Origin of the sequence: Mesorhizobium sp. WSM3879, assembly GCF_002294915.1 — a bacterium.
GTDB lineage: Bacteria > Pseudomonadota > Alphaproteobacteria > Rhizobiales > Rhizobiaceae > Mesorhizobium.
Map to the genome: position 1 here is coordinate 426500 of NZ_NSFZ01000001.1, position 13882 is coordinate 440381.

General features: G+C 63.5%; 12 protein-coding genes. 10 read left to right on the forward strand and 2 right to left on the reverse strand.

All coding sequences use genetic code 11. The features are described 5' to 3' along the window. Positions 1-15 precede the first annotated feature (15 nt). The 8 genes from CK218_RS02090 to CK218_RS02125 all read left to right on the forward strand — a co-directional run bounded on the left by CK218_RS02090 (position 16) and on the right by CK218_RS02125 (position 8420). Positions 16-303, forward strand: coding sequence for a YciI family protein (locus CK218_RS02090; RefSeq protein ID WP_067002501.1), 288 nt, complete (start codon positions 16-18; stop codon positions 301-303). After that, the gene (locus CK218_RS02095; RefSeq protein ID WP_095826713.1) at positions 300-1220 is read left to right on the forward strand and encodes a DUF3445 domain-containing protein; all 921 of its coding nucleotides are present in this window, start codon (positions 300-302) and stop codon (positions 1218-1220) included. The genes CK218_RS02090 and CK218_RS02095 overlap by 4 nt, the downstream gene beginning before the upstream one ends. 125 nt (positions 1221-1345) lie before the next feature. Further along, on the forward strand, positions 1346-2791 hold the full coding sequence (locus tag CK218_RS02100) for a homospermidine synthase (RefSeq protein WP_095781121.1): 1446 nt from the start codon (positions 1346-1348) through the stop codon (positions 2789-2791). A 189-nt stretch (positions 2792-2980) separates the two neighbouring features. Next, positions 2981-3352: a hypothetical protein gene (locus CK218_RS02105; RefSeq protein ID WP_067002507.1), complete on the forward strand. Its 372-nt coding sequence runs from the start codon at positions 2981-2983 to the stop codon at positions 3350-3352. A 191-nt stretch (positions 3353-3543) separates the two neighbouring features. Continuing rightward, positions 3544-5631 carry a 5'-nucleotidase C-terminal domain-containing protein gene (locus tag CK218_RS02110; protein ID WP_095826714.1) on the forward strand — a complete coding sequence of 696 codons (2088 nt, stop codon included), beginning with the start codon at positions 3544-3546 and terminating at the stop codon, positions 5629-5631. Between the two features lie 147 nt (positions 5632-5778). After that, positions 5779-6843, forward strand: coding sequence for a ferrochelatase (hemH, locus tag CK218_RS02115; RefSeq protein WP_095826715.1), 1065 nt, complete (start codon positions 5779-5781; stop codon positions 6841-6843). A 133-nt stretch (positions 6844-6976) separates the two neighbouring features. Further along, a complete protein-coding gene (locus CK218_RS02120) occupies positions 6977-7927 on the forward strand; it encodes an SPFH domain-containing protein (RefSeq protein WP_067002512.1) in 951 nt (316 codons plus the stop codon). Positions 7928-7955: 28 nt separating this feature from the next. Beyond that, a complete protein-coding gene (locus CK218_RS02125) occupies positions 7956-8420 on the forward strand; it encodes an NfeD family protein (protein WP_067325928.1) in 465 nt (154 codons plus the stop codon). A 66-nt stretch (positions 8421-8486) separates the two neighbouring features. Here CK218_RS02125 and CK218_RS02130 read toward each other — a convergent pair whose 3' ends face one another. After that, positions 8487-9488, reverse strand: a complete 1002-nt coding sequence (locus CK218_RS02130) for a KpsF/GutQ family sugar-phosphate isomerase (RefSeq protein WP_095800646.1) — start codon at positions 9486-9488, stop codon at positions 8487-8489. 161 nt (positions 9489-9649) lie between these two features. On the opposite strand from CK218_RS02130, the gene CK218_RS02135 reads away from it, so the two are divergent. Continuing rightward, the gene (locus CK218_RS02135) at positions 9650-11440 is read left to right on the forward strand and encodes an outer membrane beta-barrel protein (RefSeq protein WP_095826862.1); all 1791 of its coding nucleotides are present in this window, start codon (positions 9650-9652) and stop codon (positions 11438-11440) included. Between the two features lie 69 nt (positions 11441-11509). Here the strand turns inward: CK218_RS02135 and galU are convergent, their stop codons facing one another. Further along, on the reverse strand, positions 11510-12415 hold the full coding sequence (gene galU, locus CK218_RS02140; RefSeq protein ID WP_067325925.1) for a UTP--glucose-1-phosphate uridylyltransferase GalU: 906 nt from the start codon (positions 12413-12415) through the stop codon (positions 11510-11512). A 224-nt stretch (positions 12416-12639) separates the two neighbouring features. Between galU and CK218_RS02145 the strand changes: the two genes are divergently transcribed. After that, on the forward strand, positions 12640-13860 hold the full coding sequence (locus tag CK218_RS02145; RefSeq protein WP_067325921.1) for a lytic murein transglycosylase: 1221 nt from the start codon (positions 12640-12642) through the stop codon (positions 13858-13860). Positions 13861-13882 lie beyond the last annotated feature (22 nt).

The following is a 13882-nucleotide window of genomic DNA, read 5'->3' on the forward strand; positions in this document are numbered from 1 at the left end:
AAGCAGGAGAATGCAATGTTCATCGTTTCGCTGAACTACAAGGTGCCGCTGACCGAGATCGATCGGCTGGCGCCGGCGCATGTCGAATGGCTGAAGGCCTGCTACGCGGAAGGCATTTTTGTTGCGTCTGGACCGAAACGGCCAAGGACCGGCGGCATCATCGTCGCGCGCGGTTCCCGCGACGTGCTTGACGCCAGACTGGCGGCCGACCCTTTCTCCGAGGCAGGCGCGGCCGACTACGAAATCACCGAATTCGCGGCGCGGTTGACCGCCACCGAACTGGACGCCTTCAAGGAAGCATGAGTGTTCGCCAGCCGACCCATACGCCCTATGACGGATCGTCAAGGCTTTTCACCATCGGGCTGAAACCGCTCGATCTCGATCGATGGATCGAGCTCGACGAGTTTCTTTTGCCGCATCTCGCCGAGAAGCGCCGTCTCTACGCGGAAATCCCAAGCCGGGTTTTTGTCGAGGAGGAGGGCACGCGTGAGGCGCAGCAGGAGTTGCTGGATCTGCTTGGAGCGCACCTGCTGGCGAAACATCCCGAAACCTACCGCCGCAAGGGTGCCGGGATCGAGTTAGCCGGCCCCGAAGGCAGCAATGTCGGCCCCGACGCCCCGCTGGTCGCAGCCTCGCTGCTAATCCAGGAAGACCTGATCCTGATGCGCCGCGGCGATGATGGCTGGCGGCTCGCCGCCGGCTCGCTCTGCTTTCCGTCGTCCTGGTCGCTCCAGGAGAAATTCGGCAAGCCGCTGCAACAGATCCACGCGCCCGTGCCCGGCTTCGGCCCCGGCACGCGGCCTGCCGACCTCATCAACCGCATGTTCGACGGCCTGCAGGGCCAAGCGGTCGAGCGGTTCAACTGGTCGATCCAGGCGGGCGACGCGCTCTATCATCCGCTTTCCAACGGGGAGCGGATCGACCGTGCCACGAACCGTCCGACGCGTTTTTCGGATGGTGACATCAACGCCCATGCCTTCATTCGCGTCGAGCGTCAGACCTTGCGCAAGCTGCCGGTGTCGCGCGACATCCTTTTCACCATTCGCATCCATCTCGACCCGCTGGCGGTGCTTGCCCGCCACCCCGACAAGGTCGCGCTTGCGGCCTCCTTCGCCGACCAGCTCAATGCTCTCGATCAGGCGCAGCTCGACTACAAGGGTTTGAGCGCGGACCGCGACCGGCTGGTTTCGTACCTCGCCGGCATGGCCATGGTGGCTTAACCAAACCGCCAGGCCGGTTTGGCCGTCGGTTGGCGGTTTTTGCTGGTTTGTGACAATGATCTGTGATGTAGGGCTACCGGCGAAAAATGCCGGACTTTCCCGTGTTTGAAGGAGTGTGCGAAAAAATGGCGAACGAGAACTGGCCCGTTTACGGTGAAATCACCGGCCCTGTCGTGATGATCGGCTTCGGCTCGATCGGACGGGGAACGCTGCCGCTGATCGAACGCCATTTCAAGTTCGACAAGTCGCGCATGGTGGTCATCGACCCGCGCGACAGCGACCGCATGCTGCTCGACGAGCGCGGCATCGCCTTCGTTCAGGACGCGGTGACCAGGAAGAACTACAAGAAGCTTCTGACCCCGCTTCTCACCAATGGCAGCGGTCAGGGCATGTGCGTCAACCTGTCGGTCGACACCTCCTCGCTCGAGTTGATGAAGCTCTGCCGCAAGCTCGGCGTGCTCTATATCGATACGGTGGTCGAGCCGTGGCTCGGCTTCTATTTCGACGACAAGGCCGACAATGCCTCGCGCACCAATTACGCGCTGCGCGAGAGCGTGCGCCAGGAGAAGGAGAAGGCTCCCGGCGGCACTACGGCGATCTCCTGCTGCGGCGCCAATCCTGGCATGGTCTCCTGGTTCGTCAAGCAGGCACTGGTCAACCTCGCCAACGATCTCGGGCTCGAGTTTGTGGTCCCGCCGGAGCACGACCGCGAGGGCTGGGCGAAGCTGATGAAGAAGGCCGGAGTCAAGGGCATCCACATCGCCGAGCGCGATACCCAGCGCACCAAGAAGCCGAAGCCGATGGATGTATTCTGGAACACCTGGTCGGTCGAGGGCTTCATCTCGGAAGGCCTGCAGCCGGCCGAGCTCGGCTGGGGCACGCATGAGACCTGGATGCCGAAGAACGGCAAGAAGCACAAGCACGGCTCGCAGGCGGCGATCTACCTGGAGCAGCCGGGCGCCAACACGCGCGTGCGCTCCTGGTGCCCGACGCCCGGCCCGCAATATGGCTTCCTGGTGACCCACAACGAGGCGATCTCGATCGCCGATTTCTTCACTGTGCGCGGCAAGAAGGGCAAGGTTCAGTATCGCCCAACCTGCCATTATGCCTATCACCCCTGCAACGATGCCGTGCTGTCGCTGCACGAGATGTTCGGCGCCGCCGGCAAGGCGCAACCGGTGCATCACGTGCTCGACGAGAACGAGCTGGTCGACGGCGTCGACGAGCTCGGCGTGCTGCTCTACGGCCATGCCAAGAACGCCTATTGGTACGGCTCGCAGCTGTCGCTGGCCGAGGCGCGCAAGCTGGCGCCTTACCAGAACGCCACCGGCCTGCAGGTCACCTCGGCGGTGCTCGCCGGCATGGTCTGGGCGTTGGAAAACCCGATGGCCGGCATCGTGGAGGCCGACGAGATGGATTACCGGCGCTGCCTGGAAGTGCAGCTTCCCTATCTCGGGCCGGTCAGGGGCTACTACACCGACTGGACGCCGCTCGATAATCGCCCGGGGCTTTTCCCCGAGGATCTGGACAAGGACGATCCGTGGCAGTTCCGCAACATCCTGGTGCGATAGCAGCCAAGCCTACCCGCGTCTCCACCTTGCAATCGCCCGGAAATCGGGCGATTGAAGACGGTCGGCCCAGAGCGACGCGCGTCCTGTCGGACGCACAAAGTACGCTCTAGCACTTTGAATGCACGCATCGTGCTTTTCCGAAGATCGGAGATCGATTTTCCGGCCGATGCGAGAGGAGAGGATTCTTAAATGACCATTGCGCGCAAATTGCTTTCGGCAGGCGCCGCGGCAAGCCTTCTGGCCGCTGCCGCCTGCACCACCACCGGCCCTTCGGAGCCGATCGCAGCGGCGCCCAAGGGCGTCGAGGGCAACTGGATCGACGCCAAGGGCACCGGCCTCTCGACTTTCGCGGCCGGCAGCTTCACCACCGTCGCAACCGATACCGGCCAGAAGCTGTCCGAGGGCAGCTACACCATGACCGGCGCGACCTCGGTCGAGATCCACGGCACCTCGCTGATCCGCCAGACGCCGGTCAGCTTCAACTGCCTGATGGTCTCCACCAGCCAGCTCAACTGCACCAGCTCCAGTGGTCAGAATTTCGTGCTGACGCGCCGGGCCTGAGCGCAGACATAGATCGACTTTGTTGGGGATGGCGGCGCGAGCCGCCGTCCTTTTTTGTGCCGGCAAAATCCCCTCCCGATTTCCGCTTGCATCGGCCAAAACGCGATGTGAACATGACCCGAAGCTGACTGTTACCTTCCAGCCAAGCGAGGGCTTTAAGCACTTCAAGTCAGCTCATCCGGGAGACGAGAATGAAGAAATTTGCCGCCATTGCCGCCCTTTCCGCATCAGCACTTGGCCTCTCGGCCGGAGCGTCTTTTGCCGACTACACGCTGAACATCCTGCATTTCAACGATTGGCATAGCCGCATCGAAGGCAACAACAAATACGAGTCGACATGTTCCACGGAGGAGGAGACCAAAGGCGAGTGCATTGGCGGCGCCGGCCGGCTGGTCACGGCGATCGCACAGGAGCGCAAGAAGCTCGAAGGTCAGAACGTGCTGCTGCTCAATGCAGGCGACAGCTTCCAGGGATCGCTGTTCTACATCACCTACAAGGGAGCAGCGGAGGAGGAATTCCTCAATCAGCTCAAGCCCGACGCGGTGACGCTCGGCAACCATGAGTTCGACGACGGCGAAAGCGCGCTTGTGCCTTACCTCGACAAGGCGAAGTTCCCGGTGGTCAGCGCCAACGTCGTGCCCAACGACAAGTCCGGCGCCCACGGCAAGATCAAGCCGTCCATCGTGGTCGAGGTCGGCGGCCAGAAGATCGGCATCGTCGGCGCCGTCACCAACGACACTCCGGAACTCGCCTCGCCCGGCCCCAATATTGCCATCGCGGACGACGTCAAGTCGATCACCGCCGAGGTCGAGAAACTGAAGGCGCAGGGCATCAACAAGATCATCGCCGTCACCCATATTGGCTACAACCGCGAGCGCGACGTCATCGCGAAAATCCCCGGCGTCGACGTGGTGGTCGGCGGCCACAGCCACACGCTTTTGTCGAACACCGATCCGAAGGCGGCAGGCCCCTATCCGACGATGGTCGACAACCCCGACGGCTACAAGGTGCCGGTGGTGCAGGCGGCGTCCTATTCGAAATATCTCGGCGAATTCAAGGTCGTTTTCGACGACAACGGCGTCGTCAAGTCGGCCAGCGGCGACCCGATCTTTCTCGACAAGTCGATCACGCCCGATCCGGCGGTGCTCGCCCGCATCAAGGAGCTTGGCGCGCCGATCGAGGCGCTGAAGAACAAGGAAGTGGCGGAGACCACCAAGCCGATCGATGGCAGTCGTGAAAGCTGCCGCACCCGCGAATGCGAAATGGGCAATCTCGTCTCCGACGCCGTCCTCGATCGGGTCAAGGGCCAGGGCGTCGAGATCGTCATCTCGAATGGCGGCGGACTGCGCGCCTCGATCGACCAGGGCACCGTGACCATGGGCGAAGTGCTGACGGTGCTGCCGTTCCAGAACACGCTGGCGACCTTCAAGATCTCCGGCAAGGACCTGGTCGCCGGTCTCGAAAGCGGCGTCAGCCAGGTCGAGGACGGCGCCGGTCGCTTCCCGCAGGTGGCCGGCTTGAAATATGCCTTCGACAAGTCGGTCGCGCCCAATGCCGGCCGCGTCAAATCGGTCGAGGTGATGGAGAACGGCGCCTGGGTGCCGATCAATCCGGACAAGCAGTATCTCGTCGCCACCAACAACTACATCCGCCAGGGCGGCGACGGCTACAAGGTCTTCGCCGAAAAGGCCACGGACGCCTATGACTACGGCCCGGGCCTGGAGCAGGTGGTGGCCGACTATCTCGGCGCGCACCGCCCCTACACACCGAAGCTCGACGGCCGCATCACCGAGATCGGCGCCACGACAGCGGCCGCGGAGCCGGCAAAACCTGCCGAGACCGCCCCGACGCCGCCTGCCGCCCAACCCGCGAAGCCGGCCGAGACGGCGCCGGCGGCCACCGAGCCTGCCATGCCGGCTTTGCCGTCCAATTCCGGCGACATCGCCGGGACGCCGCCGGCCGTTCCGACCGAGACGGCACCGGCAACGTCGGAGACAGCAAAACCTGCCGAGACTGCGCCGGCGACCGCCGCCCCTGCGACCGAATCCGCCAAGCCGGCCGAAACAGCGCCCGCCGAGGCCAAGCCGGCCGCGACCGGTCCGGAGGCCAGCCCAGAGACCAGCCATGTGATCGCCGCCGGCGACACCTATTGGGATCTGGCCAAGAAAAACTATGGCGACGGCAGCAAATGGAAGCTGATCTCCGAGGCCAACAAGGACTACAGGCCGCGCCGTCTGCCGCTCGGAGCAACGCTGACAATTCCGCCGGCCGCAAAGTAACCTTTCGCCGGAAGTTCATGGCGCCCGTCCGGGAGACCGGACGGGTGTTCCGTTTTCAGACGCAAACGCGGTAAGGTGCGTCCAGACGCAGCATTCCAAAACCGGCATGGCATCGCTAGTTTTCGCACCGACAACCGGAGACCGTCGATGACGCTTGCCAATCCTGCCGATGCGAAAGCCGCCAAGACCGCCGGTCCGGCGCCGGCGGGTGCCGCGCCGGCGAAGGCGGGCAAGATCGGCATCATGCTGATCAATCTCGGCACGCCCGACGGCACCGATTTCAAGCCAATGTGGCACTATCTCAGAGAATTTCTCTCCGATCCGCGCGTCATCGAGCTCAACAAGGCGATCTGGTATCCGATCCTCTACGCGCTGGTTCTCACAACGCGGCCGACAAAGTCCGGCGCCAACTACGCCAGGATCTGGAACCGGGAGAAGAACGAGTCGCCGCTGCGCACCTTCACCCGCTCGCAGGCGGAGAAGCTCGCCACTGCGCTTGCTGATCTGCCAACCGTCGTGGTCGACTGGGCCATGCGCTACGGCAATCCCTCGACCGGCAGCGTCGTCCGCCGGCTGGTCGAGCAGGGCTGCGAGCGCATCCTCACTTTTCCGCTCTATCCGCAATACTCGGCGACGACCACGGCGACGGCGAACGACCAGCTGTTCCGGGCGCTGATGAAGATCAGGCAAGCGCCGGCCATCCGCAGTGTGCCGCCCTATTATGACGAGCCGGTCTATATCGACGCCCTCGCCCGCTCGATCGAGCAAAACCTGGCGACGCTCGATTTCGTGCCGGAGGTGGTGATCACCTCCTACCACGGCATCCCAAAACCCTATTCCGACAAGGGTGATCCTTACCAGGCGCATTGCCTCGAGACGACGCGGCTGCTCAGGGCAAGGCTCGGCTGGGACGAGAAGAAGCTCATCACCACCTTCCAGTCGCGCTTCGGCGCCCAGGAATGGCTGCAGCCCTACACCGACGTCACTGTCGAGAAGCTGGCGAAGGACGGCGTCAAATCGATCGCGGTCGTCAATCCGGGTTTTTCCGTCGACTGTATCGAGACGCTGGACGAGATCGGCCGCGAGGCCGCCGAGACATTCCACCATGCCGGCGGCAAGAACTTCGCCCACATCCCCTGCCTCAACGACAGAGCCGAGGGCATGGCGGTGATCGAGGCGCTGGTGCGGCGGGAACTGTCAGGCTGGGTCTGACGTCCAATAATAGGCGTCGAAACCGGTTCGCAACAGCCTTCGCTAACCAATATTCGCGATCACCTGATTGTAACGCTTCGGAAACACACTTAAGTGATTCCGCGAGGTCGCCGCCTTTTGAGGGAGAAACGAAATGGGGTTTAGCGGTTTCGATATTGCCATCATTGTTCTTGTATTCCTCGTCATCATCCTTCTTTTCAAAGGCATCAGAACGGTGCCGCAGGGCTACAACTACACGGTGGAGCGTTTCGGCCGCTACACCAAGACGCTGACGCCCGGCCTGAACATCATCAACCCGATCTTCGAGCGCGTAGGCGCCAAGATGAACATGATGGAGCAGGTGCTCGATGTCCCGACGCAGGAGATCATCACCCGCGACAATGCAATCGTGGGCGTCGACGGCGTCGCCTTCTACCAGGTGCTGAATGCCCCGCAGGCCGCCTATCAGGTCTCCGGGCTGCAGAACGCCATCCTCAACCTCACCATGACCAACATCCGTACCGTCATGGGCTCGATGGATCTCGACGAATTGCTGTCCAACCGCGATGCGATCAACGAACGGCTGCTGCGCGTCGTCGATGAGGCCGCGCACCCGTGGGGCATCAAGATCACCCGCGTCGAGATCAAGGACATCAACCCGCCGGCCAATCTGGTGGATTCGATGAGCCGCCAGATGATCGCCGAGCGCGACAAGCGCGCCCAGATCCTGGCCGCCGAAGGCATGAAGCAGTCGCAGATCCTCGAGGCCGAAGGCCGCAGGGAAGCCGCTTTCCGCGATGCCGAGGCGCGCGAGCGTTCCGCCGAGGCGGAGGCCAAGGCGACCCAGGTGGTGTCGGAAGCCATCGCCAAGGGCGACGTGCAGGCGATCAACTACTTCATCGCGCAGAAATACACCGAGGCGCTGGCCAGGATCGGCTCGTCCAGCAACAACAAGATCGTGCTCATGCCGTTCGAAGCCTCATCGCTGATCGGTTCGCTCGGCGGCATCGGCGAGATCGCCCGCGAAGTGTTCAAGGCCGACGGCCCTTCCGGCCCGCAACGTCAGGGGGCGCGCACGCCGCTCGTGCGACCGTCGGACAATTGAGTCACGCCATCTGGGTGGGAGAACGTCAATGATCGATCGCATCGTCTCGGAACTCGGGCCGTGGAACTGGATGGTCCTCGGCTTCGTGCTGCTGGTGATGGAAATCGTGGCGCCCGGCGTGTTCATGCTGTGGATCGGCATCGCCGCGCTGATCATCGGCGCGGTATCGCTGCTGATTTGGGACGCTGCCTTCTGGACCTGGCAGCTCCAGGTGCTCGCCTTCCTCGTGCTCTCTCTGGTCTCAGCCTTCGTCGGCAAGAAGCTGGTGGGCGATCGTGCCGTCAATGCGGACCAGCCGCTGCTCAACCGCCGCGGCGCTCAGATGGTCGGCCGCACGGCGACATTGGCGGAGCCCATCAAGAATGGCCGCGGCCGCATCCGCCTCGGCGACACGCTGTGGCGTGTCTCCGGCCCGGACCTGCCCGTCGGCACCCAGGTGCGTGTGACCGGCGCCGCCGACACCGATTTGGAGCTGACGGTGGAGGCCGTCTGAGTTTGCGGGTTTCCTATTCTGAAGCCGTTTGGGAATCAGGCCTGCGTGTCCTGAGTCTCGCCCGTCTCAGGCGGCGCCGATGCGCAGCAGATCGTGCAGATGCACCAGCCCCACGGGGCGATCGGCCTCGACCACCATCAGGCTGGTGATGGCCGACGTATTGATCGTCTGCAGCGCCGTCGCCACCAGCGTGTCGGGGGCAGCCGTCTTCGGCTTCTTTGTCATCACCTCATCGACGTTCATCGACAGAAGATCATCGGCAATGTGGCGGCGGATGTCGCCATCGGTGATGATGCCGATCAGCGCACCGTCGGCGCCGGTGATCGCCACGCAGCCAAAACCCTTGCGCGACAACTCAACGATCGCTTCGCGCATTCCCGTGCCCGACGGTACCAGCGGCAGCCGCTCGCCGACATGCATGATCTCGCGCAGTTGCATCAGATTGGCGCCGAGCTGACCGCCGGGATGGAAGGTGCGGAAATGGTCCGGCGTGAAGCCGCGCGCCTCGAGCAGCGCGATCGCCAGCGCATCGCCCATGACCAGCTGCAGCAGCGCCGATGTCGTCGGCGCCAGCCCGTGCGGACAGGCCTCCGGCGAGGCCGGCAGCAACAGCACGACGTCGGCGGCGCGCGCCAGCGCCGAATTCTCGCCCGAGGTGATGGCGACCAGTGGGATCGAAAAGCGTCTGGAATAGGCGACGATGCCCATCAGTTCCTTGCTCTCGCCCGACCAAGACATGGCGATGATGGCGTCGTCCCCGGCGATCATGCCGAGATCGCCGTGATTGGCCTCGGCCGGATGGACGAAGAAGGCAGGCGTGCCGGTCGAGGCGAGCGTCGCTGCAATCTTTGAGCCGATATGCCCGCTCTTGCCGACGCCGGTGACGATGACTCGGCCCTCGATCCGCGCGATGGCATCCACTGCGGCAGCGAACGGTTCGGACAAGCCGTTGCCGAGAGCGGCTGCAAGCGCGGCCATGCCGGCCTGCTCCGTCGCCACCGTTCTCAGCGCCGATTCAATCGCTGCCTGCCTGTCCGGCTGCTTTCTTTCTGAGGACCCCGCGTGCATGGCAGATGCCATTAGCGCCATGTCGCCCGCCTGTCCAACGGAATTCCCGTCTCGCGTGCGTCGCGGACAAGGGCCCTTGGCCTGTTTCAACCCTCCGTTAACCATCCGCATTTACGGTCCGGTAAGTATGGCGCGCCTGCGCCGCGCAAGCAGTGGTGATGATGTTCGGCGGCGAGCCAGATACGAAAAAGGGCCGGAAGTGCATTGCCGTTGCAGCGCTTTTGCTGACGGCAAGCATCGTCGCCTTGCTGCGCACAGTGCCGGCATTTTCGCAGGAAACCGAGTTGCGCGGCGAGGTCTCCGAATCGGCAATCCTGGCCGACCAGCAACGCAAGGCGAGACAGTTGCGCCCGCAGGGATCGCTGGATCAAGCGGTTCCGGCGACCCAAATGGCTGAGGACCAGACGCCCGCCAACCCTTATGAGCCGGCAAGCCCAGGCGCGGTGCCCGACGACGACCAGACCGGGGGCGCGGAGGGCAGCATCTTCAACCAGCCGCAAGCCACCGACGACCCCTTCGCCGACAATCAGACAATTGCCGCGCCACGTCGGCCTTCGACTGCCAGGCAGGGCTCGGCGGGTGCCAGCGCGAAAAGCGATGCCAAGGCGGCCGACAAGAAAAACGCCAACAAGAAGCCTGGCCAGACGGCCGACAGCACGGCCAAGGCCGCCACCGGCGATCCGGCCGAAACGGCGGCCACCGAGGATGACGGCGCGAACCGCCGCGCCGTCACCATCGACAGCGTCGACCGGCAGAAGCTCGATCCCGGCGCGGAGCGCACAGGATCGATCGAGGGCCAGAAAGTGAAGCTGGAGGACGATGCCTTCGCCGCCCCCGGCATCAAGGTCGGGACCTTTGTCTTCCGTCCGACACTCGAGCAAGGCCTCACCGCGACTTCCAATGCCGATGCCAGCGCCCGCGGCAGGTCGGCTGTGCTGTCCGAAACCGCGCTGCGTTTCTCCGCCACCTCCGACTGGCGCGAGAATTCGGCCGTCGTCGACGGCTACGGCCTTTTTCGCAACACGCTTTCGGGCCAGAAGATCAACGATGCGCAGGGACGGATCGAAGGCCAGCTCAATGTCGACCTCGACAATGAACTGCGCGCCATCGCCAAGCTCGGCTATGAAGCGGTGCCGGAATCGGCGTCCTCGCCGGATGCGATTGCCGGCGTCACCTCACAGCCGCTGCGGCAGACCGTCGACGGCAGCCTCGGCATCGAGAAGGATGTCGGCAAGATGCGCTACGCGCTGACCGGCGCGGTCTCGCATGACTTCTACGGCGACGCCAAGCTCTCGGACGGCACCGTCTTGTCGCTGAAGGATCGCGACTCGACACTCTACTCTGCGACCTTGCGTACCGGCTACCAGGTCTCACCGGCCATGACGCCATTCCTTGAGGTGGAAGCCGGCCGGCGGATCTACGATCTGCGCCTCGACAGCAACGGTTTCGAGCGCTCCTCGACGCGGCTCGGCGCGCGTGCCGGCCTCGAGCTCGACATGCGCGAGAAGCTCTCCGGCGAGTTCTCCGTCGGCTGGCTGCGCGAAGGCATCGACGACGACCGTCTGCCGGCGATTGCGGGGCCCTACGTCAACGCCGACCTCAGATGGTCGCCCGAGCGCGGCACCATCATCGGGCTGACCGGAAGAACCACGGTCGAGACCACGACCATCGCTAACGAGAGCGGCGACCTCCTCTATTCGGGCCGGCTCACCGGCGAGCGGCAGGTCCGCGCCAACCTGACGGCGAATACAGCGCTCGGGCTCGACTGGCGCGACTACACCGGCTCCGATGGCCACGATCTGGTCCTGAGCGCCGAGGCCGGCCTGACCTGGTGGCTGAACCGCTATGCCGGCCTCACCACAAGAATCAGGACGGAGAAGCTCACCAGCAACCTTCCCGGTCGCGATTATGTCGCCAACAGCGTCTATCTCGGCCTGAAGGTGCAGCGCTGACGCTTCGTCATCCTCGCGCCAGCGACGCGGACGCGGAGATCCGAAGGATCAACGCCGCTTAGCCAGCACCTAGGAAGCGGCGCCGACCCGCTCCGCCGGCCGCACCTCATCCAGCAGCGTGCGGATGACCCCAGCCATGCTCGCATTCATGTCGCTGCGCCAGAGCGCGAAGGCGACATTGGCCTCGACGAAGCCTTCCGGCGAGCCGCAGTCGAAGGTGCGCCCCTTATAGTGATAGCCGTAGAAGGGCTGCTGCTTCTCCAGCTTCAGCATCGCATCCGTCAGCTGGATCTCGTTGCCGGCGCCGCGCTCCTGGCTTTCGAGGATGCCGAAAATCTCCGGTTGCAGGATGTAGCGCCCGTTGATGAAGAGATTGGAGGGCGCCGTGCCAGCCTTAGGCTTCTCCACCATGCCGGTGATGCGGAAACCGTGATGGGTGTCCTCGCCACGGCCGACGATGCCGTATTTATGGGCCTCGGCCGGATCGCATTCCTGTACGGCGATGATGTTGTTCCCGGTCTCGGCATAGAGTTCGACCATATCCTTCATGCAGCTTTTTTCCGACTGCATGATCATGTCGGGCAAAAGCAGCGCGAACGGTTCGTCACCGACCAGTTCACGCGCGCACCAGACGGCATGGCCAAGGCCCATCGGCACCTGCTGGCGGGTGAAGCTGGTCTGGCCAGGCGCTGGCTGCAGCCGCTGCAGGCGGGCGAGCTGGTCGTCCTTGCCGCGCTGGGCGAGCGTATCGTAGAGCTCGAACTGGACGTCGAAGTGATCCTCGATGACCGCCTTGTTGCGCCCGGTCACGAAAATGAAATGCTCGATGCCGGCGTCGCGCGCCTCGTCGACCACATATTGAATGACCGGCCGGTCGACGACCGTCAGCATCTCCTTCGGGATGGCCTTGGTGGCCGGAAGAAACCGTGTGCCGAGACCGGCGACCGGGAAAACTGCCTTGCGAACTCGCTTCATGCTCCACCCATACGTTTAAGCCCATTATCCGCGCGGCCATCCGCTCTGCAATCCCCCCGAACATTTTCGCGCCGGAATGTTGAATTACCCGAGCGGCTGGCCTGAAAATCGAAAGTTGAAGCACCGACCTCTCTTTTCGTTCCTAATGGCACCTATGGTAAACTAAATACTAACCGGCTTCGGCGTTGAATGATCCTTCCTAATTTTGACGAAGGAGGAAAAGGATGTCCGTTCGCAACAGCGCAAGGCGCCTGACGGCATTTGTGACGGCCGCGGGCCTCACGCTTGCCTTGCTGATGCCCGCCGGACCCGCTTTCGCCGATGCGGGTTTCCGCCAGTGGGTCGCGGACTTCCGTGCCACCGCGGTTTCGGGCGGCGTTTCCGGCGCAGTCTACGACAAGGCCATGAGGGGCATCGAGCCCGACCCGGTCGTGCTGGAAAAGGCCCGCACCCAGCCGGAATTCACCGCCCCCGCCTGGGATTATTTCGACAACCGGGTGCATGACCAGTCGGTGACCAACGGTCAGGCAATGGCGCGCAAATGGAAGCCATGGCTGGATCGGATCGAGGCGCGGTTCGGCGTCGATCGCCATATCCTTCTCGCCATCTGGTCGATGGAATCGAACTATGGCGAGATCCTCAAGCGCGACGACATCATGCGCAATGTCATCCGTTCGCTGGCGACCCTAGCCTATGGCGACCCGAAGCGGTCGAAATATGCCCGAACCCAGCTGATCGCGGCGCTGAAGATCCTGCAGACCGGCGACATCGACGAAAGCCATCTCATGGGTTCCTGGGCGGGCGCAATGGGTCAGACGCAGTTCATCCCGACCAGCTATCAGCACTACGCGGTGGACATGGACGGCAATGGCCGGCGCGACATCTGGAATTCGATACCCGACGCGTTGGCGACTGCCGCCAACCTGCTCAGGAAGAACGGCTGGCAGGCCGGCAAGACCTGGGGCTATGAAGTGACCTTGCCGCCGGGCAAGCTGCCCGCCGGATCGAAGACGCTGGCGCAGTGGCAGGCTCTCGGGGTCGCCAGGGCCAATGGCAAGCCGTTCAGGAACCTGAGCGACAAGGCGACGCTCAAGGTGCCGGACGGCAGGGGCGGACCGGCCTTCCTGATGATCAGGAATTTCTCGGTCATCAAGGCTTACAACAATGCCGACAAATATGCTTTGGCCGTCGGCCTGCTCGCCGACGAAATCGCCGGTGGCACCGGGCTTGTGCAGGACTGGCAGCGGCCTTTCACCAAGCTCAGCTTTGAGCAACGGCAGGAACTGCAGAAGCGGCTTTCCGAGCACGGTTATTATGACGGCAAGTTCGACGGCAAGATCGGCGAGGGGTCGAAAGCCGCCATCATGGCCTACCAGGCGAAGGTAGGCTTGAGCCAGGATGGCTATCCGAGCCTGGAAGTGCTGAAATGGCTCCGGAAGCAATAGAGCCGCCCATGGCGTCAAGCAT